At 72.6% G+C, this 23,671-nt stretch carries 23 protein-coding genes; 12 read left to right on the forward strand and 11 right to left on the reverse strand.

The genetic code is table 11. From position 1 onward, the window contains the following. Positions 1 to 85: 85 nt before the first annotated feature. The 8 genes from AB0K10_RS24550 to AB0K10_RS24585 all read left to right on the forward strand — a co-directional run bounded on the left by AB0K10_RS24550 (position 86) and on the right by AB0K10_RS24585 (position 8,297). Positions 86 to 685 (forward strand): hypothetical protein, encoded by a 600-nt coding sequence (locus tag AB0K10_RS24550; protein ID WP_363687061.1) that lies wholly within the window; start codon positions 86 to 88, stop codon positions 683 to 685. Between the two features lie 130 nt (positions 686 to 815). Further along, on the forward strand, positions 816 to 1,157 hold the full coding sequence (locus AB0K10_RS24555) for a PadR family transcriptional regulator (RefSeq protein WP_363687063.1): 342 nt from the start codon (positions 816 to 818) through the stop codon (positions 1,155 to 1,157). After that, complete coding sequence (locus tag AB0K10_RS24560; RefSeq protein ID WP_363687065.1) at positions 1,154 to 2,101, forward strand: permease prefix domain 1-containing protein; 948 nt, start codon at positions 1,154 to 1,156, stop codon at positions 2,099 to 2,101. Before AB0K10_RS24555 ends, AB0K10_RS24560 begins: the two co-directional genes overlap by 4 nt. Before the next feature lie 120 nt (positions 2,102 to 2,221). Then, complete coding sequence (locus AB0K10_RS24565; protein WP_363687067.1) at positions 2,222 to 3,577, forward strand: sensor histidine kinase; 1,356 nt, start codon at positions 2,222 to 2,224, stop codon at positions 3,575 to 3,577. Continuing rightward, the gene (locus AB0K10_RS24570) at positions 3,574 to 4,293 is read left to right on the forward strand and encodes a response regulator transcription factor (protein WP_363687069.1); all 720 of its coding nucleotides are present in this window, start codon (positions 3,574 to 3,576) and stop codon (positions 4,291 to 4,293) included. Before AB0K10_RS24565 ends, AB0K10_RS24570 begins: the two co-directional genes overlap by 4 nt. A gap of 80 nt (positions 4,294 to 4,373) precedes the next feature. Then, positions 4,374 to 5,267: an ATP-binding cassette domain-containing protein gene (locus AB0K10_RS24575; protein ID WP_363687071.1), complete on the forward strand. Its 894-nt coding sequence runs from the start codon at positions 4,374 to 4,376 to the stop codon at positions 5,265 to 5,267. Next, positions 5,264 to 6,325, forward strand: coding sequence for an ABC transporter permease (locus tag AB0K10_RS24580; protein WP_363687073.1), 1,062 nt, complete (start codon positions 5,264 to 5,266; stop codon positions 6,323 to 6,325). Before AB0K10_RS24575 ends, AB0K10_RS24580 begins: the two co-directional genes overlap by 4 nt. Positions 6,326 to 6,500: 175 nt before the next feature. Further along, positions 6,501 to 8,297 carry a carbohydrate binding domain-containing protein gene (locus tag AB0K10_RS24585; protein WP_363687075.1) on the forward strand — a complete coding sequence of 599 codons (1,797 nt, stop codon included), beginning with the start codon at positions 6,501 to 6,503 and terminating at the stop codon, positions 8,295 to 8,297. Between the two features lie 57 nt (positions 8,298 to 8,354). Here AB0K10_RS24585 and AB0K10_RS24590 read toward each other — a convergent pair whose 3' ends face one another. Then, positions 8,355 to 9,407 (reverse strand): peptidoglycan-binding protein, encoded by a 1,053-nt coding sequence (locus AB0K10_RS24590; protein ID WP_363687077.1) that lies wholly within the window; start codon positions 9,405 to 9,407, stop codon positions 8,355 to 8,357. Between the two features lie 253 nt (positions 9,408 to 9,660). Between AB0K10_RS24590 and AB0K10_RS24595 the strand changes: the two genes are divergently transcribed. Further along, positions 9,661 to 10,698: a helix-turn-helix domain-containing protein gene (locus tag AB0K10_RS24595; protein ID WP_363687079.1), complete on the forward strand. Its 1,038-nt coding sequence runs from the start codon at positions 9,661 to 9,663 to the stop codon at positions 10,696 to 10,698. Between the two features lie 23 nt (positions 10,699 to 10,721). Here AB0K10_RS24595 and AB0K10_RS24600 read toward each other — a convergent pair whose 3' ends face one another. From AB0K10_RS24600 to pgsA, 8 genes are all read right to left on the reverse strand, one after another. Further along, a complete protein-coding gene (locus tag AB0K10_RS24600; RefSeq protein ID WP_363687081.1) occupies positions 10,722 to 11,342 on the reverse strand; it encodes a DUF402 domain-containing protein in 621 nt (206 codons plus the stop codon). A 133-nt stretch (positions 11,343 to 11,475) separates the two neighbouring features. Beyond that, a complete protein-coding gene (locus AB0K10_RS24605; protein WP_007458175.1) occupies positions 11,476 to 12,228 on the reverse strand; it encodes a YebC/PmpR family DNA-binding transcriptional regulator in 753 nt (250 codons plus the stop codon). 257 nt (positions 12,229 to 12,485) lie between these two features. Further along, positions 12,486 to 13,088: a pyridoxal 5'-phosphate synthase glutaminase subunit PdxT gene (pdxT, locus tag AB0K10_RS24610; RefSeq protein WP_363687083.1), complete on the reverse strand. Its 603-nt coding sequence runs from the start codon at positions 13,086 to 13,088 to the stop codon at positions 12,486 to 12,488. 32 nt (positions 13,089 to 13,120) lie between these two features. Further along, positions 13,121 to 14,038 (reverse strand): pyridoxal 5'-phosphate synthase lyase subunit PdxS, encoded by a 918-nt coding sequence (gene pdxS / locus AB0K10_RS24615; RefSeq protein ID WP_363687085.1) that lies wholly within the window; start codon positions 14,036 to 14,038, stop codon positions 13,121 to 13,123. A 173-nt stretch (positions 14,039 to 14,211) separates the two neighbouring features. Further along, positions 14,212 to 14,715 (reverse strand): hypothetical protein, encoded by a 504-nt coding sequence (locus tag AB0K10_RS24620; RefSeq protein WP_363687087.1) that lies wholly within the window; start codon positions 14,713 to 14,715, stop codon positions 14,212 to 14,214. Positions 14,716 to 14,797: 82 nt separating this feature from the next. Beyond that, positions 14,798 to 15,958, reverse strand: coding sequence for a glycosyltransferase family 4 protein (locus AB0K10_RS24625; RefSeq protein WP_363687089.1), 1,161 nt, complete (start codon positions 15,956 to 15,958; stop codon positions 14,798 to 14,800). A 16-nt stretch (positions 15,959 to 15,974) separates the two neighbouring features. Next, complete coding sequence (locus tag AB0K10_RS24630) at positions 15,975 to 16,904, reverse strand: phosphatidylinositol mannoside acyltransferase (protein ID WP_363687091.1); 930 nt, start codon at positions 16,902 to 16,904, stop codon at positions 15,975 to 15,977. A gap of 46 nt (positions 16,905 to 16,950) precedes the next feature. Further along, on the reverse strand, positions 16,951 to 17,580 hold the full coding sequence (gene pgsA / locus AB0K10_RS24635) for a phosphatidylinositol phosphate synthase (RefSeq protein WP_363687093.1): 630 nt from the start codon (positions 17,578 to 17,580) through the stop codon (positions 16,951 to 16,953). Between the two features lie 250 nt (positions 17,581 to 17,830). Here pgsA and AB0K10_RS24640 point away from each other — a divergent pair, with 250 nt between their 5' ends. Then, positions 17,831 to 19,987, forward strand: a complete 2,157-nt coding sequence (locus AB0K10_RS24640) for an elongation factor G-like protein EF-G2 (RefSeq protein WP_363687095.1) — start codon at positions 17,831 to 17,833, stop codon at positions 19,985 to 19,987. Between the two features lie 450 nt (positions 19,988 to 20,437). On the opposite strand, the gene AB0K10_RS24645 is transcribed toward AB0K10_RS24640, so the two are convergent. Further along, positions 20,438 to 21,496 (reverse strand): aldo/keto reductase, encoded by a 1,059-nt coding sequence (locus tag AB0K10_RS24645; protein ID WP_363687097.1) that lies wholly within the window; start codon positions 21,494 to 21,496, stop codon positions 20,438 to 20,440. Between the two features lie 97 nt (positions 21,497 to 21,593). Between AB0K10_RS24645 and AB0K10_RS24650 the strand changes: the two genes are divergently transcribed. Next, positions 21,594 to 22,076 carry a hypothetical protein gene (locus AB0K10_RS24650; RefSeq protein WP_363687099.1) on the forward strand — a complete coding sequence of 161 codons (483 nt, stop codon included), beginning with the start codon at positions 21,594 to 21,596 and terminating at the stop codon, positions 22,074 to 22,076. Positions 22,077 to 22,122: 46 nt separating this feature from the next. Here AB0K10_RS24650 and AB0K10_RS24655 read toward each other — a convergent pair whose 3' ends face one another. After that, positions 22,123 to 22,635, reverse strand: coding sequence for an HIT domain-containing protein (locus AB0K10_RS24655; RefSeq protein WP_363687117.1), 513 nt, complete (start codon positions 22,633 to 22,635; stop codon positions 22,123 to 22,125). Positions 22,636 to 22,799: 164 nt separating this feature from the next. On the opposite strand from AB0K10_RS24655, the gene AB0K10_RS24660 reads away from it, so the two are divergent. Then, on the forward strand, positions 22,800 to 23,540 hold the full coding sequence (locus tag AB0K10_RS24660) for a D-Ala-D-Ala carboxypeptidase family metallohydrolase (protein ID WP_363687101.1): 741 nt from the start codon (positions 22,800 to 22,802) through the stop codon (positions 23,538 to 23,540). The last annotated feature ends 131 nt before the right edge of the window (positions 23,541 to 23,671 follow it).

Consider the following 23,671-nt stretch of genomic DNA (forward strand, 5'->3'; position numbering starts at 1 on the left):
ACCGGGCCGGTCGGAAACCCGACGAACCGCTGGCCCCGCCGCGGTGACTAACAGGGCAGGAGACCCATCACCGAAGGAGCACACCATGAACCGTCGCTCGATCCTCCGCACCACCGCCGCGCTGGCGCTCGGCACGCTCGTCGCGGTGACCACCACGGGACCGGCCGCGGCGGCGCCACTGGTCGGCGGTGCCGCCGCGGCCTCGACGCGCGGGGCGCTCGCCACCGCCGTCGGGCACAGCCACCCGCAGGTCCTCAGCGTCGGCGGCGCCGGCGTCTACCGGATCGGCGCCAGCCTGGCGGCGCTCACCGCGGCCGGGCGCATCGACTGGACCGCGCCGGGCTGCGACGGGGTGGTGCACACCGGCGTGACCGGTTCCTGGGCCGGTGTCCTCCTGCTCGCCTTCCGCGACGGTCGACTCGTGGAGGTCGGTACGGCCACCGCACCGCCGCAGTCGCCCGCCGGTGCCCAGGTCGGCATGTCGTTCGCCGAGTTGGAGGCGATCTACGGCGCACGCGGGTCGCTGATCCACAACGACGCGGGGGACGCCGAGGCGTACCTGGTTCGCGTCGGGTCGCGGGTGGAGTTGTTCACCGGGCACCCGATCCGGCCGGGCGTGGGCTACTTCCAGGTCGGGCCGGCCAATTTCGTCGAGCGGAACTTCCGCCAGGGCGCTGCCTGCTGATTCCGGCCAGGTGCGGGGCGTCCGGTGTCGACCGGGCGCCCCGCACTCGTCGCGGCCTCGATCGGGCCTGGAGCCGACACGATGATGTCTCCGTAGACAACACTGTGTGCCACACAGTATGGTGTGACACATGGTTAGCGAGGATGTTCTACGGACGCACCTGCAGGAGCTGCGTCGAGGCACCGTCGTGGTGGCCAGCCTGGTCGCGCTCCGCCGACCGGACTACGGCTACGCACTGCTGCAACGGCTCACCGACCACGGCTTTCCGGTCGACGCCAACACGCTCTACCCGCTGCTGCGCCGCCTGGAGGACCAGGGCCTGCTGACCAGCGAGTGGAACACCGAGGAGAGCCGGCCGCGCAAGTTCTACAAGACCAGCGACGAGGGCGAGTCGATGCTGAACCGGCTCCTCGACGACCTCGCCGCCGTACAGACCTCCATCACCGGGCTGATCCAAGGAGTGGACCGATGAACACCCTGACCGACCGCTACCTGGCCGCCACCCTGCGCTCGGTGCCCGCCCAGCGTCGCGACGAGATCGCCACCGAGCTGCGCGCCTCGATCGAGGACATGATCGAGGACCGGGCCGGGGGCGGCGAGGACGCGGCAGCCGCCGAGCGGCAGGTGCTCACCGAGCTGGGCAACCCCGACCGGCTGGCCGCCCGCTACGCCGACCGCCGGCTCCAGCTCATCGGCCCCACCTACTACCTGGCCTGGCTGCGGCTACTGAAGCTGCTGCTCAGCTTCATCCCGGCGCTCGCCGGCACGGTGGTCGCCGTCGTCAAGGTCGCCGAGGGCAGGGGCTTCGGCGCCATCGGGCCGGGCCTCGTCGTCGCCCTGCACGTGGCCGTGCACATCACCTTCTGGCTCACCCTGACCTTCGTCCTCATCGAGCGGGCCCAGCCCACCGCCGACCTGCCCGACTGGTCCGTCGACGAGCTGCCCGACGTCCCCGCGCACCGCGACATCTCGCTCGTCGACACCATCGCGTCGGTGGTCATGCTGGCGCTGACCATCGGCTACCTGCCGTTGCAGCACTACCAGTCCTGGATCCACGCCACCGACGGCGACAACATCCCGATCCTCGACCCGGCCCTCTGGTCGTTTTGGCTGCCGGCACTGATCGTCGTCCTGCTCGCCAGCGCGGTGTTCGAGGTCGTCAAATACCGGATCGGGCACTGGAGCTGGCGGCTGTACACGGCCAAGGCGCTGCTCAACCTGGCGTTCACGGTGCCGCTGATGTGGCTGGCCCTCTCCGACGCGCTGCTCAACCCGGCCCTCGGCGAGCGGCTGAGCTGGCTGGCGGACGCGGACAACGGCAGCCTCCTCAACTCCCTCATCGCGCTGGGCGTCGCCGTGGTGCTGGTCTGGGACCTGATCGACTCCGGCATCAAGACCCGCCGCCAGAAGGCCTGAACGAGCGCACACCCCGGCGGCCCGGCGGTCCTCGCGTCGGGCCGCCGGGGTGTGGCCGGGCCCGACGGCACGGGTCCGCCCACTCGACGGACGTGGCCGGCGACGTGGCATCGTTCCCGGATGACCGTGGCACCGCGAGACGAATGGCGCCGTCCGGGTCCAACGGCGGAGCAGCGCCGCAACGATCTGTGGATCGGCCTGGGAATGACCGTGCTGGCGCTGGTCAGCCTCACCCTGGCCCACAGCACCGGGGCGTTCCTGCTGGGCTCGCCGCCGTCCGGGGCGGAGCAGCTGTTCTGGACCGTCGCGGTGACGCTGCCGCTGATCTGGCGGCGGCGCTGGCCGGCCGCGACCCTGCTGATCGTGGCGGTGGCGTTCATCGCCGCGCAGGCGCGCTCGGCCCCGGAGACCCAGTTCTCCTCGTGGGCCCTGTTCTGCGCCCTCTACACCGTCGGCGCGTGGGGGCAGGACCGTCGCCTGGCCCGGCGGCTGCGGATCGGAGTGATCGCCACGATGTTCGCCTGGCTGGGGATCTACTACGCGATCACGATCAGCCACATCCCCTCGACGGCCTTCGCCGACGCGGCCGGCCCGGTGCCACCGGTGCTCGCCGCGATGGTCACCGGCGTGCTGCTCAACGTGCTGGTCTTCGGCTTCGCGTACTTCTTCGGTGAGACCGCCTGGGTGGCCGCGCGCCGCGAGCACGAGCTGCGTACCCAGGCCGAGGACCTGCGTCGGTCGCAGACCGAGTCCCGGGAACGGGCGGTGCTCGGCGAACGGGTCCGGATCGCCCGGGAGCTGCATGACGTGGTCGCCCACCACGTGTCGGTGATGGGCGTACAGGCATCCGCCTGCCGCCGGGTGTTCGACCGCGACCCCGGCAAGGCCCGCGCCGCGCTCACCGCCATCGAGCAGAGCGCCCGCACCGCTGTCGACGAGCTACGCCGGATGCTGGGCGTACTGCGGACCACCGGCACGGCCGACGCCACGCCGCCGGCCGGCGGCGACGTCGACCGGATCGGTGAGCTGGTCGAGCGGGCTCGGGCCGCGGGCCTGACGGCAACCCTCGGGGTGTACGGCGACCCCGTCGCGCTGCCCGAATCGGTCTCCCAGGCGGTGTACCGGGTGACGCAGGAGGCGGTGACCAACACCCTGAAGCACGCAGGTGCGGACCTGCTGGACGTGCGGGTCCGCTACCTGGCCCGGGAGGTGGAGGTCGACGTGACCGACAACGGACGAGCCGGCACCCGGGTCGACGCCGTCGGGCTGGGACTGATCGGGATGCGCGAACGGGTCACCGCGCACGACGGCGATCTGGAGGCCGGGCCGCGTGCCGGCGGCGGCGGATGGCGAGTACGCGCCCGCTTCCCGCTTGCGGCGGCCGACCCGCCGGTCGGCGCGCAGCGGGAGCCGCGCGACGAGCGGCAGCCGCGCGACGAACACCAGTCGGCCGTCGACACGGAGGTCTCCGCATGAGCGCCACGCCAAATCACGAGACGTCGGGCCCGGGGCGGACCATCCGGGTGCTGCTCGCCGACGACCAGCACCTCGTCCGCACCGGCTTCCGGGTCATCCTCGAGGTGGAGGACGACATCGAGGTGGTCGGCGAGGCCGCCGACGGTGAACGGGCCGTCGCCATGACCCGAGCCACCCGCCCCGACGTCGTACTCATGGATGTGGAGATGCCCGGGATGGACGGCCTGGAGGCCACCCGGCAGATCACCGCCGACGGGCCCGGTGGGTCGGCGGTGCTGATCCTCACGACCTTCGACCGCGACGACTACCTGTTCGCCGCGCTGCGTGCCGGGGCCAGCGGTTTCCTCTTGAAGAACGGCACACCGGAGGAGCTGATCGAGGCGATCCAGGTGCTGGCCAGGGGCGACGGCCTGCTCGCTCCGGAGATCACCCGTCGGGTGATCTCCACGTTCGCCCGTCCCGGAGACCCGGCGGGCACCGCCCACCGAGGGCCGGCGGCGGACGCCGCGTTGGCCGGGCTGACCCCACGGGAACGGGAGGTGCTGGTGCTGCTCGCCGCCGGATCGAGCAACGCGGAGATCGCCGCTGCCATCCATCTGGGCGAGGCGACCGTGAAGACCCACGTCAGTCGGGTACTGGCCAAACTCGGCCTGCGCGACCGGGTGCAGGCGGTGGTGTTCGCGTACGAGAACGGGGTGGTCCGGCCCGGCGGGTGACCGCCATCCGTCGCGCGGTGGACCGCCCGCTCACCCGCCGGGCGGACGGCGGGGCGGGGTGTTCGATCTAGCGTGGATACGTGACCAGAACGCTTCGCCTCGACGGCATCGACCGCAGCTTCGGCGACCGGCAGGTGCTCACGAACGTGTCCTTCGAGGTGGCCGCCGGCCGGATGACCGGCTTCGTGGGCGCCAACGGCGCCGGCAAGACCACCACCATGCGCATCATCCTGGGTGTGCTCGCGCCCGACGCCGGCGAGGTGAGCTGGGACGGCGCCACGCTGACCCGGCAGGACCGGCGGCGCTTCGGCTACATGCCGGAGGAGCGGGGCCTCTACCCGAAGATGACCACCCGGGAGCAGGTGACGTACCTGGGCCGGCTGCACGGCCTGAACGCGCCCGCCGCCCGGCGGGCCACCGACGCGCTGCTGGACCGGGTCGGGCTCGGTGAGCGCGGCGACGACCTGCTGGAGACGCTGTCGCTGGGCAACCAACAACGCGCGCAGATCGCGGCCGCGCTGGTGCACGATCCCGAGGTGCTGGTGCTCGACGAACCGTTCTCCGGCCTCGACCCCCTCGCCGTCGACACCGTCGTCACCGTGCTGCGCGAACGGGCGGCGGCCGGCGCGCCGGTGCTCTTTTCCAGCCACCAGCTCGACGTCGTGGAACGCCTCTGCGACGACCTGGTGATCATTGGAGACGGGGCGATCCGGGCCGCCGGCAGCCGCCAGCAGCTACGCGACTCGTACACCGTGCCCCGCTACGAGCTGGTGGTGGCGACCGACGCCGGTTGGGTACGCGACGAACCCGGGGTGACAGTGGTCGAGCTGGACGGCCCGCGCGTGGTCTTCGACCTGCCGGCAGGTGCCGACGAACAGCCCGTATTGCGGGCGGCCCTCGCGCGCGGCCCGGTACGGGCCTTCCGCCCGGTCAGCCCCTCGCTCACCGAGATCTTCCGAGAGGTCACCCAGTGAACATCACCCAGGCCACCCGGCTGGTCGCCGAACGGGAGATCCGCGTCAAGCTGCGCGACCGCACCTTCCTGTTCGGCACGCTCTTCTACCTGCTGGTCGCCGCGGCGAGCACCATCCTGCCGCCGCTGCTCTCCGGCGGGCCGTCCACGGTGGCGGTGACCGAGAGCGCCGCCGGTCCGCTGCGCGCCGCCGGCCTGGAGGTCCGGGTGGTCGCCGACGACCGGGCCGCCGAGCAGGCCGTCCGCGACGACGACGTGGACGCCGCGGTGGTCGCCGGACCGACCGTGTTGGCCCGGGAGGAAGCCCCCGACGACGTGATGAAGGCTCTGAGCAGCCAGCCGACGGTACGACTGCTCGACCCGGACGCGGTCGACCCGGTGGTGGCGTTCCTGGTGCCGTTCGCCTTCGGGTTCGTCTTCTTCATCACCTCGCAGACGTTCGGTATACAGATCGCGCAGAGCGTCATCGAGGAGAAGCAGACCCGCATCGTGGAGATCCTGGTCGCCGCCGTGCCGGTACGGGCGCTGCTGGCCGGGAAGGTGGTGGCCGGCGCGATCCTGGCGTTCGCGCAGATCGCGTTGATCGCGGTGGTGGCCGTGATCGGGCTCCAGTTCGGCGACAGCGGCGGACTGCTCAGCCTGCTCGCCCCGGCGATCGGCTGGTTCGTGCCGTTCTTCCTGCTCGGTTTCGTGCTGCTCGCGGCAATGTGGGCGGCGGCCGGCGCGCTGGCCAACCGGCAGGAGGACATCGCCGCGGTCTCGACACCGGTGCAGCTCGCCGTGATGCTGCCCTTCTTCGCGGTGATCTTCCTGAACGACAACGACACCGCGATGCGGGTGCTGTCGTACCTGCCGTTCTCGTCACCCACGGCCATGCCACTGCGGCTGTTCACCGGCGATGCGGCCGGTTGGGAACCGTTCCTCTCGCTTCTGATCCTGCTGCTCGCCACCGGCGCGTTCGTGCTCGCCGGCGCCCGGGTGTACGAGGGATCACTGCTGCGCACCAACGGCCGCACCTCCCTGCGCACCGCGTGGCGGGAGCGGGAGACGATCGGCTGAGCCGATGGTCCGCCGCACGGGCGTCGGTGTCCTGAGCGGACGTCGGCCCCCGTCGCGTACGGCACCGGCCCGAACGCCCATTCGGTGGCTCTGAACAGGGCGAACACTCCTACGGTGAGCCGATCCTCACGGCAACGACCTGATCGTCGCCTGCCCCGGACCGGAAAGGCTCTCCATGACCCCACCGATCGACAGGCGGCGCCACCGCCCCGCACAGCAGCTCCGGCGCCTGCTCAACGTGGTGCTGGCGGTAGTGCTCGTCAGCACGCTCAGCACAGTCGTCCGCTCCGCGCCGGCCATCGCCGCGGCGGGCAACCTGATCCTCAACGGCACGTTCGACAACGGCAGCACCGCGCCCTGGTGGACCCGGCTCGCCTCGACCAGCACCACCGTCAACGCCGGGCAGCTGCGCATCCGCACCAGCGCTACGGCCGGCGACAACGTGTGGGAGGACCTGGTCGGGCATTTCGAGTTCGGGGTGACCGCCGCGCAGCCGTACCGCCTGCAGTTCGACGCCTCCGCCGACGTCAGCCGCGACGCACGCGTCTCGGTCTCCCGGGCGGACACGCCCTTCACCTCGGCCTTCGACCAGACGGTCGCGCTCACCTCCACTATGCGCCGCTTCAGCTTCGACTTCACGTCGCCCTTCGGCGACCCCAAGGCGGTCCTGCTGTTCCACTTCGGCAACCACGCCGCGTCGACGGTGCGGCTGGACAACATCTCGCTCACCCCACTGGCCGTCGACCCGGCCACCGACCCGATCCTGTACTGGAACGGCGTCCTGCTGAACGCCTTCAAGGGGATGGAGCTGCCGCCGACCGAGCTGTCCCGCCACGCGGCCATCCTGCACGCGGCGATGCAGGACGCCGCCGTCTCGGTCACCGGCGTCGGCAACCCCTACCGGGTGCGGGTGCCGGTCAGCTACCCGGGCACCATGGACGACGTCGTGGCGCCGTCGCTGCACGCGGCCATCGACAAGGCGGCGTTCGACGTGTTGACCACCCTGTACCCGAGCCGGCGCACGGTCTTCGACGGCGCCTACGGCACCGCCGTGACGCGGCGGCCGTCCGGCGTGAACAGCGCGGAGGTCGCGCGCGGTGAGACCGTCGGCGCCGCGGCCGCCGCCGCGAACCTCCAGGCCCGCGCCAACGACGGTTCCAGCACCCCCGGCGGGTACGCCTTGGACGGGGTCGACGGGTCGTGGCGGCCGACCGACGAAAAGCCCGCGGTCAGCCCGAACTGGGGGCGCGTCACCCCGTTCGCGCTGACGGCGGGCAACCAGTTCCGACCCGGCCTGCCGGCCGACGCGGACGACTACGCGGACCTGCTCGCCACGGACGAGTACCGCCAGCAGGTCGAGGAGGTCCGCACCCTGGGCGGTAGGACGACGTCGCTGCGCACCACGGAACAGACGCAGATCGCGTTCTTCTGGGCCAACGACCTGCCCGTGACCTATCGGCCGCCGGGCCAACTCTTCGCGCACACCCGGATCGTGTCGGAGCAGCGGAAACTCGGCATCCTGGCGAACGCCCGGCTCTTCGGGCTCGTCGCCCTGGCGCTCGCCGACGCCGCGATCGCCGCGTGGGACGCCAAGTACCTCACGAAGATCGACCTGTGGCGGCCGGAGACCGCCATCGGCAACGATTGGCAGCCGCTGTCGCAGGATGAGGCCGGCGTCTCGTTCTCACCGGCCTTCCCCGCGTACATTTCCGGGCACGCCAGCTTCGCCGGGGCGTGGGCTGCGGTGATGAAGGCATTCTTCGGTACCAACGCCATCGCGTTCGACGCCACCACCGACGACCCGCACGCCCGGGGAGTCACCCGACACATGAACGGCTTCGACGAGGCCGCCTGGGAGAACGCGCTCAGCCGGATCTACCTGGGCGTGCACTACCGCTTCGACGCGGAGGCGGGCATGGCCACCGGCAAGTCCGTCGGCGCGTACGTCTTCGCCACCCGGTTGCGACCGTGAGTCGTCAGGTCTGAAGGGCTCCCCGCCCGGCCCCGTGACCGGGCGGGGAGCGGCGTGTCACGGCGACGGCGCGCAGCCCCAGTGGCCGAAATCGCCGGTACGCGACCAGACCTCCCGTGCCGCCCCGATGTTCCAACCCGGATCCAACGCGGTCCGACGATCGACGCCGAGCCGCGACAACTCCACGTCGCTGAACTGGAACAACCCCCAGCGCCGCGACCCGTCCGCGGTGACCTCCACCCGCAGCGGGTCCAACCCGGACAGACAGCGCGCCAGCCGCACCGCCTCCGCCGGGTCCTCCGGGAACGTCCTCCGCAGATGCTTGCTGACCCGGTCCTCCGGCCAGCTCGTCGCCACGACCGGATCGCCCGACAGCGCGTCGAGCACCGGCCCGTCCACCGCGCCGCTGACCGGCAGGCCGACAAGCGCCTGGAAGGCGATCACCCGGCTCGTCGTGTCCGGGCCGAACCAGCCGTCCGCCGGCACCCGCAGACCGCCGGCCACCAGCCGCTCCTGGAGCGTCAGGACGCACGGCCCGTACATGCCCTGGCGCAGGACGAGGGGGCAGGCGTCGGTCGACGCGGCGCCGACCGACGCGGTTCGCATGGCATCGGCGTGCGGCAGCAACGCCCCGACGGTCAGCGCGCTCGCCAGCGCGAGCGCCCCCAGCCGCAGCCGCCGCGTCGGCCGGGCTGACCCGTACACCCGGGGGATCGACCGCCGTGGCGGCACCGCCTCGGCCAGCACCGTCTCCGGCTGCGTGCCATCTGGTGGTGTCTCGTCCGGCGACGACGCCGCCTGGTCGGCCCACCCCGTACGCTCGCCGAGTTGCGCGTCGATGTCGTGTCGGACCCCCACCCACCGCTCGATCTCCGCCGCTGGCCTCCCGCAGGCGATCAGCAGCGCCACGACGGTCCGCTCGCGGGGCAGGGTGGCCCGCCCCAGCATCGTGGCGAGGGTGCTCGGCGGCAGCCAGTGCCCGGCCGCCGCGGCCCGCCGGGAGATCTCCCGGTACGTCAGGCCGGAACGTCGCCGCACGTCCCGGAGCAACGCGACGTACTCCCCCGCCGTGGCCGCCTGCGGCACCGGATCCCGGACAGCGTCATCCATCGGATCTCCCCGTGTCGTCGATGTGATCGGGCTCGGACCGGTGCCGGTCCGAGCCTGCGGTCGTCCGCCCCTCGGCGGTGCCGCCATCGAGCAATGACGCTAGACAGCCGGTGCGCCGAGAACAACGCCCCGATCACGCCGCTGCGATGTCCGGGCAGCTCAGAGCGGCATGTCCGGGTCTTGTCCGACCATCTCGGACAGTCGGTCCCGGGGTCGCTTGCCCTGGCGCTTGAGGTGTCTGGACAATCGTGCGATGACCACGGGCGACCTACGACCGGACGAGGCGGCCGACCCGGTCGCGTTCGTCGACCTGCTGCGCCAGCTCAAGGACGCCTCACGGCTCACGTACCGGCAACTGGAGCAGCGCGCGGCCGCGGCCGGCGACGTGCTGGCCCGCAGCACGGCGGCCGACGTCCTGCGCCGTTCCACCCTGCCGCGACCCGAGGTGCTGGCCGCCTTCGTCCGCGCCTGCGGGGCGGGCGATCAGGTCGACGCGTGGCTGCGGGCGCGGGACCGGCTCGCCGACGGCGCGTACGCCCCGACGTCCCCCGCGCCATCCCGTCCGCCGACCGAGGTCACCGGGCCGGCCTCGGCCGACGTTCTGGTCGGCGGGCGACCGGACGAGGCCGGCTCGCGATGGTTCGCCCGACCCGCGCCGCTGGCGCTGCTCGCCGTCGCCGCCGTGCTGGCCGCGCTCGGCGCGTGGTTTCTGCGACCCGACGACGATGACCGGCGCCCGACCGCGCCGCAAGCCAGCGCGGGCACCAGTTCGTCGGCCACGACCGGTGTCAGCGCCGGGCCGTCGAGCGGGCCGAAGGGCGGCCCGGCCGAGATCCGCCCCGCCCGCAGCCCGCAGCTCTGTCTCACCGAGGGGCATGATCGCACCGGCGAGTACCCGAGCGAGGTGGCGGTCCAGCGTCGCTGCACGGAGGCCACCCCGCCGGAGACCTACCTGGAACCGGTGACCGCCGGGTTGTACTTCATCAAGTGGAATCATCCCGTGCAGGGGCCGGGCTGCCTCACCATCCGCGAGGCCGATCCCGCCCGGAACCTGCTCGAACCCTGGAAGGAATGCCAGAAGGACAGAGAGATCCAGCTGTTCCGCTTCGAGCCGACCGGGTCGGCCCCGACCGCCTACCGTATCCGTCCGGCTCGCGGCGATCTGTGCGTCGGGTTGCGTGACGACGACGCCGCCGCAGCGTCGGCGGACGCGCCGATCGAGGCGCTGGTCGAGCCGTGTACCGGCGGCGCCGACCAGGAGTTCCTCATCGCCGCGCCGGCGGCCGGCTGACAGCCCGCGGGGTCGGGGCCTGTTCACCGGGCGGGCGGCACCAGGTCCCAGCCGGCCGGCAGTCGAGGTGTCGGCCAGGTCGGGTCGGGCTGCCACCGCGCCCACGCCGGGTCCCACCAGCGCTGCCCCGCGTCGAGCAGGGCGGCGATCCGGTCACCCTCGTCGCGGATCGCCTCCGCCATGCCCGGGTAGCGTCCCTCGACGAGGCGCTGCGCGAACATCTCCACGTCCTTGAAGACGTACCGGTCGGCGTCCGCACCCCACCACAGGTCCAGCTCGTGGTCCAGAGTGTCCACCCCGATCGGGGTACGCCGCAGCGGATCCTGCAGGTTGAAGTACCAGCCGGCGAAGTCGCGTTGCGGCCCCGTCCAGAACACGTCGACGGAGTGCGCCTCACCGGGACGCTGCAGCATCACCTTGCCGTGCCCCTGCCAGGCCGTGTGCCCGGCGGTCTCCCACGGGTGCCGCCCACACGGGAAGACGCCGCTGGTCGGGAACCCGAACTCCGCCCCCGGCGGAAGGTAGAGGGCGAACAGGTCCGGCGAATCCTCCACGCAGATCGTCGGGCAGCCGAACCAGACCTCGCCGCGCAGGATCTCCCGCCGAACGACCAGGTCACCTGTCGCGAATCGCCGCTCCACCACGTCCCCGGAACCTCCTCGTTCTGATCGACTCGGGTTCACGGAAAGCGGGGTGTCCTCACGCGTCCGACACCCCGGCTTCCACGAAGTCGAGTCGATCAAGGGCAGGCTGACATCACGCCGGACGGGCCGCGCGTCAGGCGTCGACGGCCGCCATCACGTCGTCGCTGACGTCGAAGTTCGCGTAGACGTTCTGCACGTCGTCGCAGTCCTCCAGGACGTCGATCAGCTTGAAGATCTTGCGGGCGCCCTCTTCGTCCAGCGGCACGTTCATGCTGGGTACGAGGGAGGACTCGGCCGACTCGTACTCGATGCCGGCGTCCTGCAGCGCGGTCCGCACCGGGATCAGGTCGGTCGGCTCGGAGACCACCTCATACGCCTCACCGAGGTCGTTGACCTCCTCGGCGCCGGCGTCGAGGACCGCCATCATGACGTCGTCCTCGCTGGTGCCCTCCTTGGGCACGATCACCACGCCCTTGCGGGAGAACATGTACGACACCGAGCCGGCGTCGGCCAGCGAGCCGCCGTTGCGGGTGAGCGCGGTGCGCACCTCGGTCGCGGCACGGTTGCGGTTGTCGGTGAGGCACTCGATAAGCATCGCCACGCCGTTGGGGCCGTAGCCCTCGTACATGATGGTCTGCCAGTCGGCGCCGCCGGCCTCCAGGCCGGAGCCACGCTTGACCGCGCGGTCGATGTTGTCGTTGGGAACCGAGCTCTTCTTCGCCTTCTGGATGGCGTCGAACAGCGTCGGGTTACCGGACGGGTCACCACCGCCGGTGCGCGCGGCCACCTCGACGTTCTTGATCAGCTTGGCGAACATCTTGCCGCGCTTGGCGTCGATGACGGCCTTCTTGTGCTTGGTCGTCGCCCACTTTGAGTGGCCGGACATCTTCTACCTCCGTCTGTCATTGCACGCCTGCGTCGACTGCCGCACCGATTCCGCGCCGCATCCGGCGATCCGGCGGCCGGTCGACCCGGCGGAAGTGCCGCGCCGGGCGACGGCCCTGCCGAATCGCGGCAATCTTACCGAGGTCACACCGCGCCGTGTCACACCCGGGACCTGCCCGGGGTGCCGCACGGCGCAGAACCCGCCCTGGATCAACGATCCGGGGCCGGGATCCATGCCCTCCCGCCCGCGTCCGCCGCTCAGGCGGCCCGCACCAGCTCCACGAAGTACGCGTGTACGCGCAGGTCACCCGTCAGCTCGGGGTGGAACGACGTGGCCAGCAGGTTGCCCTGCCGCACCGCCACGATCCGCTCGGCGGCCGGGCCGCCGGTCACCCTCCCGATCACCTGGACGGACGCGCCTACCCGCTCGACCCACGGCGCGCGGATGAACACCGCGTGGAACGGCTCCCCCGGCACACCGGCGATCTCCACCGGCGCCTCGAACGAGTCGACCTGCCGGCCGAACGCGTTACGCCGTACCGTCATCTCGATGCCGGCGAAGCCGCGCTGGTCGGCCCGGCCGTCCAGCACCTCGCTGGCCAGCATGATCATGCCGGCGCAGGAGCCGTAGACAGGCATGCCGCCGGCGATCCGCTTGTCGATCGGCTCGCGCATCTCGAAGATGTCGGCGAGCTTGCTCATGGTGGTGGACTCGCCGCCGGGGATCACCAGCCCGTCGACCGCGTCCAGCTCGCTCGGGCGGCGGACCGGGCGGGCGTCCGCGCCCGCCGCGGCCAGCGCCGCCACATGCTCCCGGACGTCGCCCTGGAGCGCGAGCACACCGATCACAGGTGCCTTCACCGCGTCACCACCACGCCTGAGTGGATCAAGGCTCACCAACCACGCTCGGCCAGGCGGTGCGGCTGCGGGATCTCGTCGACGTTGATGCCGACCATCGCCTCACCCAGACCGCGGGAGACCTTCGCCAGCACGTCCGGGTCGTCGTGGAAGGTGGTGGCCTTGACGATCGCGGCGGCGCGCTGAGCCGGGTTGCCGGCCTTGAAGATGCCGGAGCCGACGAAGACGCCCTCCGCGCCGAGCTGCATCATCATCGCCGCGTCGGCCGGGGTGGCGATCCCGCCGGCGGTGAACAGCACCACCGGCAGCTTGCCGCTCTCGGCGACCTCCTTGACCAGCTCGTACGGGGCCTGCAACTCCTTGGCCGCGACGTACAGCTCGTCGGCCGGCAGCGAGGCCAGCCGGGCGATCTCCTGACGGATCTTCCGCATGTGGGTGGTGGCGTTGGAGACGTCACCGGTGCCCGCCTCACCCTTGGAGCGGATCATGGCGGCGCCCTCGGTGATCCGGCGCAGCGCCTCGCCCAGGTTGGTCGCGCCGCAGACGAAGGGCACCGTGAAGGCCCACTTGTCGATGTGGTTCGCGTAGTCGGCCGGGGTCAGCACCTCGGACTCGTCGACGTAGTCCACGCCGAGCGACTGGAGGATCCGCGCCTCCACGAAGTGCCCGATGCGGGCCTTGGCCATCACCGGGATGGACACCGCCTCGATGATCCCGTCGATCATGTCGGGGTCGCTCATCCGGGAGACCCCGCCCTGCGCGCGGATGTCGGCGGGCACCCGCTCCAGGGCCATCACCGCGACCGCGCCGGCGTCCTCGGCGATCTTGGCCTGTTCGGCATTGACGACGTCCATGATCACGCCGCCCTTGAGCATCTCGGCCATGCCCCGCTTCACGCGGGCCGTGCCGACGACGGGGGCGGTACCGGTGGTCGAGGCGGTGTTTTCGGACACGGGTCATCGCTCCTTGGACGTGCGGTGGGGTGGCAGCGAAAATGCTACGCACCTCCCAACGCCGCGCCGACAGCCAATCAGACCCCCGGTGGCCTGCACTGTGGCCCTGCTCACCACCGCGCCGGCTGCGTCCGCGCGGCCAGCAGGCGCCGGTCGGCCCGCGCCGGTCGCCGTCAGCCGGCCGGAACGTCCGCCGGCACGACGAGCGTCGGGTCGTCGATGTCGAAGTAGCGCGGCCACTCCCGACCCCGCCCCATCCGCAACAACCGCACCAGCGGACGACTGCGCGCCGACCGGGCGTCGCGAACCAGGTCGGTGTGCACCTGTCGGGACAACGCGAGACGGCGGCTCGCCGCGATGACCGCCGTGCAGTCCGGATCGGCCGGGTCCAGCCGTACCGAGCGCAACTGCCGGGTCAGGTCGTTCTCCGCCGCCTCCCGCTCCTGCGGCGGGGCGTCCAGCGCGATCCGGGCGGCGGCGTACAGCTCGACCCCGAAACGCCGCTCCGCCAGCACCGCGGCGGCCGCCGCCCGTCGCAGCAGGTGGGCGTCGAGGGCCCGCGCCGCGAGCTCCGCGCGGCCCTGCAGCCGCTCGACCCGGCCGGCCGTCCAGATGAGGTACGCCGAAAGCACCCCCACGAGCACACTCGCGGCCACCACCCACCACATGTGCGGCATCGTAGTGCTGCTCCGTTTCTCCTCCGTTGCGCGCGCCCGTGCCGGTCACCGGCGTCACCAGCCGCACCATCCGTCACCCGGCTCAGCCCAGCCCCACCCATTCCTGGTCGATGACCCGCCCGTCGGTCGCCTCGATCGCCGCTGCGTATACCTCAAGAACACGCCGTGCAACCACCGGCCAGTCGAAATTCGCCACCACCTGATCGCCGCAGGCGCTGAGCGTGGCCCGCCCGGCCGGATCGTCGAGCAGTTCGGACAGGGCGTCGCGCAGCCCCACCGCGTCCCCGGTGGGGAAGAGCCGCCCCGCCCGCCCCCCGTCGAGCACCCGGCGGAACGCGTCCAGGTCACTCGCCACCACGGTGGTGCCGGCGGCCAGCGCCTCGGTGAGGATCATCCCGAACGACTCGCCGCCGGTGTTCGGCGCCACGTACAGGTGCACGCTGCGCAGCATCCGGGCCTTGTCCGCCTCGGAGACCAGCCCGAGGAACGTCACCCGCTCCCGCAGCGCGGCCGGGAACTGGTCGTACAGGTCGTCGGGGTCGCCCGGGCCGGCGACCAGCAGCCGCAGCCCCGGGCGGGTCGCCGCCAACGCCACGAAGGCGTCCCGCAGCACCGGGAAGCCCTTGCGCGCCTCCGTGAAGCGACCCAGGAAACCCAGCGTTCCGCCGGTGCCCGGCCCGCACTGCCCCGGCCAGTCCGGCAACGGCTGTGCATCGGCGAACTTCGCCACCGCCACCCCGTTGGGGATCTCCACCGCGCCGCCGTCCATGTGCTCGACCTGCACCTTGCGGGCCAGCGCGCTCACCGCGATCCGGGCGGTGATCCGCTCCAGGACGATCTGCAGCACGCCCTGCGCGGCGGCCAGCACACGCGAGCGGGTCATCGCCGTGTGGAACGTGGCCACCACCGGCCCACGCGCGGACAGCACCGCCAGCAGCGACAGGCTCAACGTCAGCGGCTCGTGCACGTGCAGCACGTCGAAGTCACCGTTGGTGAGCCAGCGCCGGACCCGGGCCGTGGAGACCGGGCCGAACGCGATCCGGGCCACCGACCCGTTGTACGGCAGCGGCACCGCCCGACCGGCGGACACCACGTACGCCGGCAGCGGAGAGTCCTCGTCGGCAGGCGCGAGCACGCTTACCTCGTGCCCGAGGGTGATCAGCGCCTCCGCGAGGTCCATGACGTGGTTCTGCACCCCACCGGGAACATCGAAGGAGTACGGGCAGACGATGCCGATCCGCACGCGTCAGCCACCCCCTTCAGGACCGGTCCGGGGCCGGCGCCGACAACTCCGCGCCCCCCGCGCCACGCTGGTCCAGCCACATCCGCTGCAACATGTGCCAGTCTTCCGGATGCCGGGCGATACCCGCCGCCAGACCGTCGGCGATCAGCTGGGTCAGCGACCGGGCCCGCTGGTCCAGAGGCCCCGTCTCGGGCCCCGGCACCGGTAGCGGACCGGTGAGCGAGGCGCACGCCGCATCCTGCTCGTACCACATCGAGGCCACGTACAGCGGCGCTCCGGTGTGCAGCGCGAGCAGCGCCGGCCCGGCCGGCATGCGGGTCTTACCGCCGAAGAAGTCGACCTCCACACCCCGGGCGGACAGGTCCCGATCGGCAAGCAACGGCACCACCGCGCCGGCACGCAGCCGGTCCAGCAGCACGTCGAACGCCGGACGCGGCCCGCCGCGGGTCGGCAGGATCTCCATCCCCAGGGCCTCCCGGAAGGCCATGAAACGCCTGTACAGGCCCTCTGAGGCGAGCCGCTCGGCGACAGTGGTGATCGGCCAGCCGGTGGCTGCCACCCAGGCGCCCGCCGCGTCCCAGTTGCCGGCGTGCGGCAGCGCCACCACGGCGCCCCTGCCGGCGGCCACGTCGGCGGCGAGCAGCTCGGCGCCGTCGAGTCGGAAGCCGGCCAGGATCTGCGCCCGACTCAACGCGGGCAGCCGGAACGCCTCCATCCAGTACCGGGCGTACGAGCGGAGCCCGCGCTTGACGAGATCGTCCAGCTCGGCCTCGGGCAGCTCCGGGCCGACCACGCGGCGCAGGTTGGCGCGCAGTCGGGCCGTACTCCCGCCGGGGCGTCGGTGGGCGCGGTCCGCGCCCGCCTGGAAGGCCGCCGCCACCAGCGGCCGGGGTAGCGCACGAACCACCCGCCAGCCGGCGACGTAACCGAGCTCGGTGAGGTTCACGCGGCCCGGCCGCCGGTCGTCCGGCGGCGGGCCGTGGACGCGCCGCTCACGCCTGGCCGTCCGGCTGGAGCTGCTGGGCCTGGCGGTAGACGTGCGCCATCCGCTGCCCCACCGTGAAGATCGAGATGGCGGCGAGCAGCCAGAGCGCGATCTCCAGCGCCGGCTTCACGCCGACACCCGTGAGGATCCCGCCGACCCCGACGATCAGCAGCCGCTCGGTGCGCTCGGCGATGCCCACGTTGCACGTCATGCCGAGCCCCTCGGCGCGCGCCTTGACGTAGGAGACCAGGCTGCCGGCGGCCAGGCAGACCAGCGCGGCGGCCACCCCGGAGTGGTCGCCCCGCGTGGCCAGCCAGTACGCCACCGCGCCGAAGACGGCGCTGTCGGCGACCCGGTCCATGCTCGAGTCGAGGAAGGCCCCGAACCTGGTGGAGCCGCCGCTCATCCGGGCCATCGTCCCGTCGAGCAGGTCGGTGAGTGCGAACACGGTCACGATCAACGCGCCCGCGACCAGGTGGCCGCGGGCACCGAAGCCGAGCGCGCCGATGAGCACACCAACGGTGCCCGCGACGGTGACGGCATTGGGAGTGACGCCCCCGCGCAGGAGGGCGCGTGCGATCGGCTCGACGACGCGGGTCATCCCCGCGCGGGCCGACACTTGGAAGATCTTCGCCATGGCGGTCCCCACGATAACGGTCCGCCCAGGTCCGCCGATACGGCCGCCCCTCCGACCCGCCCGGGAGAGGCTTGTGCCTACCCGACAACGGGTGTGAGATCGAGCTGGAGGGTGAGCCAGCTCACCCGCCTGCCCGTCCCGTTCCCGTTGTCCAGCAGACCACCGGAGGATACTGCCGCGCACTCGCCCCGGGCCGCTTCCACCTCGCGCGGCAGTCGCCACCCACCACCGGCTGAGGGAGGTGCGCCCCATGGCGCAGAAAAATCAGGAGAAGGGTTCCACCGGCGGCGCGCCGGTGGTAACCGAACCCGCGCGGGTTCGCAACGTGGTGCTCGTCGGGCACTCCGGAGCGGGAAAGACGACACTTGTCGAGGCCCTGCTCGCGGCCACCGGCACGATCGGCCGGGCCGGCAGCGTCGTCGACGGCACCACCGTCGGCGACCACGACCCCGCGGCCGTACGCCAGCAGCGCTCGGTGAGCCTGTCCTGCGCTCCCCTGCTGCACAACGGCATCAAGGTCAACCTGCTGGACACCCCCGGGTACGCCGACTTCGTCGGCGAGCTGCGGGCCGGCCTGCGGGCCGCCGACGCCGCGCTGTTCGTCGTCTCGGCGGCCGGTGGGATGGACGCCGCCACGGTGGCGCTGTGGGAGGAGTGCGCGGCGGTCGACCTGCCGCGCGCCGTCGCGGTGGCCCGCCTGGATCAGCCCCGCGCCGACGTCGACGAGGCGGTGGCGCTCTGCCAGCGGGTCTTCGGCGACAACGTGATGCCGCTGTACCTGCCGATGCTCGGCGACGACGGTGTCTCCACCGAGGGCCTGCTCGGGCTGATCACCCGACGGGTGTTCGACTACTCCGCCGGGCTCCCCGCCGACGTCCGCGACCCGGACCCGGAGCACCAGCGGGCCATCGACGAGTCCCGCGACGAGCTGATCGAGGGGATCATCGCCGAGAGCGAGGACGAGACCCTCATGGACCGCTACCTCGACGGCGAGGAGATCAGCGACGAGGTGCTCATCGACGACCTGGAGAAGGCCGTCGCCCGGGGCCACTTCTACCCGGTCGTGCCGGTCTGCGCCGAGACCGGCGTCGGGCTGGACGTGCTGCTGGAGGTGCTGACCGCCGCGTTCCCGTCTCCGCTGGAGCACGATCTCCCGGCCGTCACCGGCGTGGACGGCTCGCCCCGCCCGCCGCTGACCTGCGACCCGGACGGCCCGCTGGTCGCCGAGGTCGTCAAGACCACCGTCGACCGCCACGTCGGTCGGGTCTCGCTGGTCCGGGTCTTCTCCGGCACGCTGCGCCCCGAGCAGACCGTGCACATCTGCGGGCACGGCATGGCCGAGCGCGGGCACCCCGACCACGACGCCGACGAGCGGGTCGGGCACATCTACACCCCGCTGGGCGCCACCCTGCGCGAGGTGTCGCAGTGCGTGGCAGGCGACATCTGCGCGATCACCAAGTCGGGCAGCGCGGAGACCGGCGACACCGTCTCGGCCAAGGACGACCCGCTGCTGATCGCGCCGTGGGAGATGCCGGAGCCGCTGCTGCCGGTGGCGATCGTCGCCCGCAGCCGCGCCGACGAGGACGCGCTGGCCCGCAACCTCGCCCGGCTGGTCGCCGGCGACCCCACCCTGCGGTTGGAGCGCAATCCGGAGACCCACCAGCTGGTGCTCTGGTGCATGGGCGAGGCGCACGCCGACGTCGTGCTGGACCGGCTGCGCGCCGGCGGCGTGGAGCTGGACACCGAACCGGTCACGGTGTCGCTGCGCGAGACGCTTACCGTGCCGGCGTCCGGCCACGGCCGGCACGTCAAGCAGTCCGGCGGCCACGGCCAGTACGCGGTCTGCGACATCGAGGTGGAGCCGCTGCCCCGCGGCGCCGGCTTCGAGTTCGTCGACCGGATCGTCGGCGGCGCGGTGCCGCACAACTACATCCCGTCCGTGGAGAAGGGCGTCCGCGCCCAGTTGGAGCGCGGGTTGGTCGCCGGTCACCCGGTGGTGGACGTGCGGGTCACCCTCGTCGACGGCAAGGCGCACAGCGTCGACTCCTCCGACGCGGCCTTCCAGGCCGCCGGAGCGCTGGCGCTGCGCGACGCCGCCGAGCGCGGCCAGCCGGCGCTGCTGGAACCGATCGACGAGGTGACCGTCCGGGTGCCGGACGGCTCGGTGGGCGCGGTGATGAGTGACCTGTCCAGCCGGCGCGGCCGGGTGCTCGGCACCGAACCCGACGAGGACGCCGAGGGCCGCACCCTCGTGCGCGCCGAGGTGCCGGCCACCGAACTGCTGCGCTACGCCGTCGAGCTGCGCTCGATGACCGGCGGCACGGGCACCTTCCGCCGCCACTTCGTCCGCCACGACCCCATGCCCGCCCACCTGGCCGACCAGGCCCGCAAGGAACACACCCCGTAACGCCGGGTTTCCGCGCCACCGTCCCCGTCGGCGGCCCGCCACGCGCAGGGCCGCCACGCGCAGGGCCGCCACGCGCAGGGCCGCCACGCGCAGGGCCGCCCGCGCGGGCCGCCACGCGCAGGGCCGCACGCGCGGGCATCCGGGCCGCACGCGGAGCGTCGCCTGCGGGAGGAACGATGGCGCTCCACATGTTCGCGTCCTGTAGAGCTGCCCCACATCCGGGGCGGGGCTGCTGGAGCGGTCCACGCCCGAGCCGACCTGCCCCACATCTGGGGCAGGTCGACAGGACGCGCCACCGGCACAGGACGCGGTACCGGCGTCGGTCAGAGCCCTTCAGTTCCGGCGCACGGGTGCCGTTCGGCGGCACCGCGACGCGCGGGTCCCCGGAGGGTGGGACTGCGGCATCCCTGCCGCCGAATGCGTCTCCGGCAGGCGGGCGCGGTGTGCGGGTCAGGGGTGGACGGTGGGGTGGGTGGGGCGGGGCCAGTGTGGGCGGTCGGCGTCGCGCAGCGCGGCGGTGCGCAGGGCCGCGAGCTGGCGTTCCACCTCGACGAACTGGTCCGGCGCGAGCGGGCCCCACCGCAGTGCGGCGGCGTTCTCCTCGACCTGGGCAACCGTACGGCAGCCGGGGATCGGGATCGTGCGCCCGCTGCGCGCCCAGATCCAACCCAGCGCGCCCTGGGCGAGGCTGCGCCCGTCGGCGGTCAGCGCGGCGCGGACCGCGCCGACCCGGCGCAGCCACTCCGGCGCGGGTCGGCCGCCCCGGAACCACTCCAGCCAGCCCGGCGCCAACCCGCGCACGTCGTCACGGGGCAGCGTCGACGCGGCCGTGTACTTGCCGGTGAGCAGGCCCATCCCGAGCGGCCCCTGGTTGACACTGGCCAGGTCGTACTTGGCGCAGACGGCGAGCACCTCGGGGGCGTCGCGCAGCACCGACAGGGCGTGCTGCACGGCGGTGGCCCCGGGAGCGGCGTGCCCGAACGCGGCGGCCCGGTCCGGGCGGTCGGTGCTCCACCCGTACGCGCGGATCAGGCCCTCGGCGACCAGGTCCTCGCAGACGCCGACAAGCGCCTCCGCGCGGGGCACCGACAGGTCGGCCAGGTGCAGCTGGTAGAGGTCGATCCGGTCGGTGCCCAACCGGCGCAGCGACGCGGTCACGGCCCGCCGCAGGTACGCCGGTGACGCGTCCTCCCCGGTCGCCTGCCGGGCCGCCTCGTCGAAGGTGTAACCCCACTTGGTGGCGATCACAGCCTCGTCCCGGCGGCCGGCGAGCGCCCGCCCCAGCACCCGCTCGCCGTGCCCCGCGCCGTACGTGTCGGCGGTGTCGAAGAGAGTGATGCCCTCCTCGAGCGCCCGGTGTACGGCGCGAACGGACTCGTCGTCGTCGACCGCGCCCCAGCCCAGCGGCTGGCTGCCCTCCGCCCAGGGGCCGGAGATCGCCCAGCACCCCATGCCGAGGGCGCTGACCTCGATGCCGCTGCGCCCCAACACCCGTGTCGTCACTGCCATCGGCCGATCGTGCCACCTGCACCGGGCCGGGACGTAGCATCTCCGGACGCGGAAACGCGGTACGCGCGCGTCGAGGCCGTACGGCATGATCGACGCCATGCGACGGTTGGGCGTGGACATCGGCGGTGTGCTCATCGAACCGGCCGACGACGACGCCGACACGTCGTTCTTCGGGGCGCACTACCTGCGCACGCCCATGGTCGACGGGGCGTTCGACGCGCTCGCGGCGCTCGGGCCGGCGTTCGACGAGGTGCACCTCGTCTCCAAGTGCGGCGAGTCCACCGAGCGGCGGACCCGGGAGTGGCTGGCCCACCACGACTTCACGGCCCGCACCGGCGTCCCTGCCGAACGGGTGCACTTCTGCCGGACGCGGCCGGCCAAGGCGCCCATCGCCCAGCGGCTCGGCCTGACCCACTTCGTGGACGACAGGCTGGAGGTGCTCGGCTACCTCGACTCGGTGGCGCACCGCTACCTGTTCCGGCCCCGCCCGGCGGAGGTCGCCGCACACGCCGCGCTGCTGCCGGGCGTACACCGGGTGGGGAGCTGGGCGGAGCTGACCGACCTGCTGCGCGCCGACTAGCCGGACCGGCGCGGGCCTCGTGCCGGTCCGGGTCGGGCCCGGCGCGTCAGGACGGCCAGGCGCGGGCGAGCAGGTCGCGGGTGTCGCCGAGCAGTTGCGGCAGCACCTTGGTGCGGCCGATCACCGGCATGAAGTTCGCGTCGCCGCCCCAGCGCGGCACCACGTGCTGGTGCAGGTGGGCGGCGATGCCTGCGCCGGCCACCCCGCCCTGGTTCATGCCCAGGTTGAAGCCGTGCGCGTTGCTGACCTTGCGGACCACACGCATCGCCGCCTGCGTGTACGAGGCGAGCTCGACGGTCTCCGGCTCGTCGAGGTCGGTGTAGTCGGCGACGTGCCGGTACGGGCAGACCAGCAGGTGCCCCGGGTTGTACGGGTAGAGGTTGAGCACCACGAAGACGTGCTCGCCGCGGGCCACCACCAGGCTCTCCTCCGGCGGGAGCCCGGGAGCCAGACAGAACGGGCAGCCGGTCGGTTTCTCGTAGCCCTCGGCCGGGCGGTCCTCGCCGGAGATGTAGGTCATCCGGTGCGGCGTCCAGAGCCGTTCCAGGCCGTCCGCCATGCCGTCGCTGTCCGTGTGCCGCTCCGCCCCTGTCACGAGCCGATCCTACGGAGCCGCGCGGGCGGGCCGCGACACCCGTCACCGGGAAACTCCTTGCTGCAAGTTGTTGACGGACTGTCGCTCAGATATGAAACTTCCATACATTCAGGCACTTGAATCGATGAATGGAGAGCTTCATGATCCGACGGCTCGGCACTGTCATCGCGGCGCTCGCGCTGGCCGCCGCCACCACGGTGACCGGGGTCACCCTCACCGCCAGCGCAGCGCAGGCCGACGGCTGCTACACCTGGGGTCGCACCCTGTCGCAGGGGATGTCCGGCGAGGACGTCCGGCAACTCCAGATCCGCGTCGCCGGCTACCCGGGCTACGGGGCCGTGCTCACCATCGACGGCGCGTACGGCCCGGCGACCCGGTCCGCGGTGATCCGCTTCCAGCAGGCGTACGGGCTGGGCGCGGACGGCATCGCCGGCCCGCAGACCTTCAACCGGCTGTACGCCCTCCAGGACGACGACTGCACACCCGTCAACTTCAGCTACGCCGAGCTGAACAACTGCAACAGCACCTGGTCCGGCGGAGCGGTCGCGGCGAGCACCGCCCGCGCCAACGCGCTCGTCTCGATGTGGAAGCTCCAGGCGCTGCGGCACGCCCTCGGCGACGTGCCCATCGCGATCAGCAGCAGCTTCCGCAGCTACGCCTGCAACAGCGCGGTCGGAGGGGCGTCGAACAGCAGGCACCTGTACGGCGACGCGGTGGACCTGGTCGGCTCACCGTCGCTGTGCCGGCTGGCCCAGCAGGCCCGCAACCACGGCTTCGCGCAGATCCTCGGACCCGGTTACCCGGACCACAACGACCACACCCACGTGGCGGCCGTCGGCGGCTGGTCGGCCCCCACCTGCGGCGTCTGACCCACCGGGCGTCCCCCGGCCCGGGGGAAGATCGCACTCGAACAGGGAAGTGGGGGGGGGGGGGGGCGGGGGGGGGCGCGCCCCCCGGGGGGGGGGCGGGCACGCCTCGGGCCGGCGCGCGCGCGAAAACT

It is taken from the genome of Micromonospora sp. NPDC049274 (assembly GCF_040678875.1).
In the GTDB taxonomy this organism is placed as follows: domain Bacteria; phylum Actinomycetota; class Actinomycetes; order Mycobacteriales; family Micromonosporaceae; genus Micromonospora.